Genomic DNA, 1,085 nt, shown 5'->3' on the forward strand with positions numbered 1-1,085 from the left:
GCCTAAGCGAAACACCAAGGAAGGCGAGCGCCCGATTGCTGCGCTGTGTCGCCGTGGTGTTGAATACATCGAATTGCGCTCTCTCGACATCAATCCGCTCAATCCGATTGGGATTTGTGAGCAGCAGGCTCACTTCCTCAATGCCTTCCTGACCCATATGACCCTTGCTCCATCTCCGTGTATCTCCTCTGGAGAGCAGCAGGCGCTCAACGATCAGCAGCGCATGGTTGCCTGGCAGGGTCGCCTGCCAAATCTGATGTTACCAGCCTATGGCGATGGTGGTATGGAACTGCGTGAAGCGGGCCATCAGGTGCTTGATGACATGCGTCTGACAGCTCAGATCATGGATGAAGTGTACGGCGGTACAGGCCATACAGATGCTGTGAACGCACAAGCGGCCAAGCTGGACAATCCTGAGCTCACTCCATCCGCTCAAATTTTGAAAGGCGTGAAGCAGAAGGGCTCTTACACTGGCTTCATCGCTGATCTTTCCAAGAACCAGTCTGATCACCTGAAAGCGATGCCGCTGTCTGGTGAACGTCTGAAGTTCCAGGACGCGATGGTGTCTCAGTCCCGCGCCGCTTATGAGCAAGTTGAAACGCAGGCGAGTAACCACAGCTTCGATCATTTCCTGGATTCGCAGAACAAAACGGAAGTTTTGCCGCCAGAATGTCTGGACGGCCAGTAAAGCCTGACCCTGAACACGGAAGGCAAGGCTTGCTCCAAATCCTGCCCTACACATCTGACGACCACGACGTGCTCGCTGCGCTCTATGAGAGCGTGGCGAGCCGTACGTTTGCCTATGACTACACCAGCCTCGTAGATGCCAGCCAGTTTCAAAGCCTTGTTGAGGGGGAGGATGTCTGGGTCTTGAAGTATGCAGGAGAGCGTATCGGCTTCATCGGCTACTTCACACCAGAGCACTTCCTGCATTCGCTGTACATAGACTACGCCCACCACAAACGCGGGTTCGGGCGACAGGCACTTCAGTGTCAATGCTGGGTCAAATTTCCCCAAAAGTGCTGGACCAAATTTCCCCAGTTTGAGGTTTGGTGACCAGCCTTTTTTTAGGTCTAGTTCTCCTT

At 54.0% G+C, this 1,085-nt stretch carries 1 protein-coding gene and 1 pseudogene; both read left to right on the top strand.

Going from position 1 to position 1,085, the window contains the following annotated elements:
* Window positions 1–688 (top strand): annotated as a pseudogene (locus PPL9_RS17305) (glutamate--cysteine ligase); the annotation flags it as partial.
* 29 nt (window positions 689–717) lie between these two features.
* Window positions 718–1,056, top strand: a complete 339-nt coding sequence (locus tag PPL9_RS17310) for a GNAT family N-acetyltransferase (RefSeq protein WP_208989441.1) — start codon at window positions 718–720, stop codon at window positions 1,054–1,056.
* The last annotated feature ends 29 nt before the right edge of the window (window positions 1,057–1,085 follow it).

Source organism: Pseudovibrio sp. POLY-S9, assembly GCF_001431305.1.
Classification (GTDB): Bacteria; Pseudomonadota; Alphaproteobacteria; order Rhizobiales; family Stappiaceae; genus Pseudovibrio.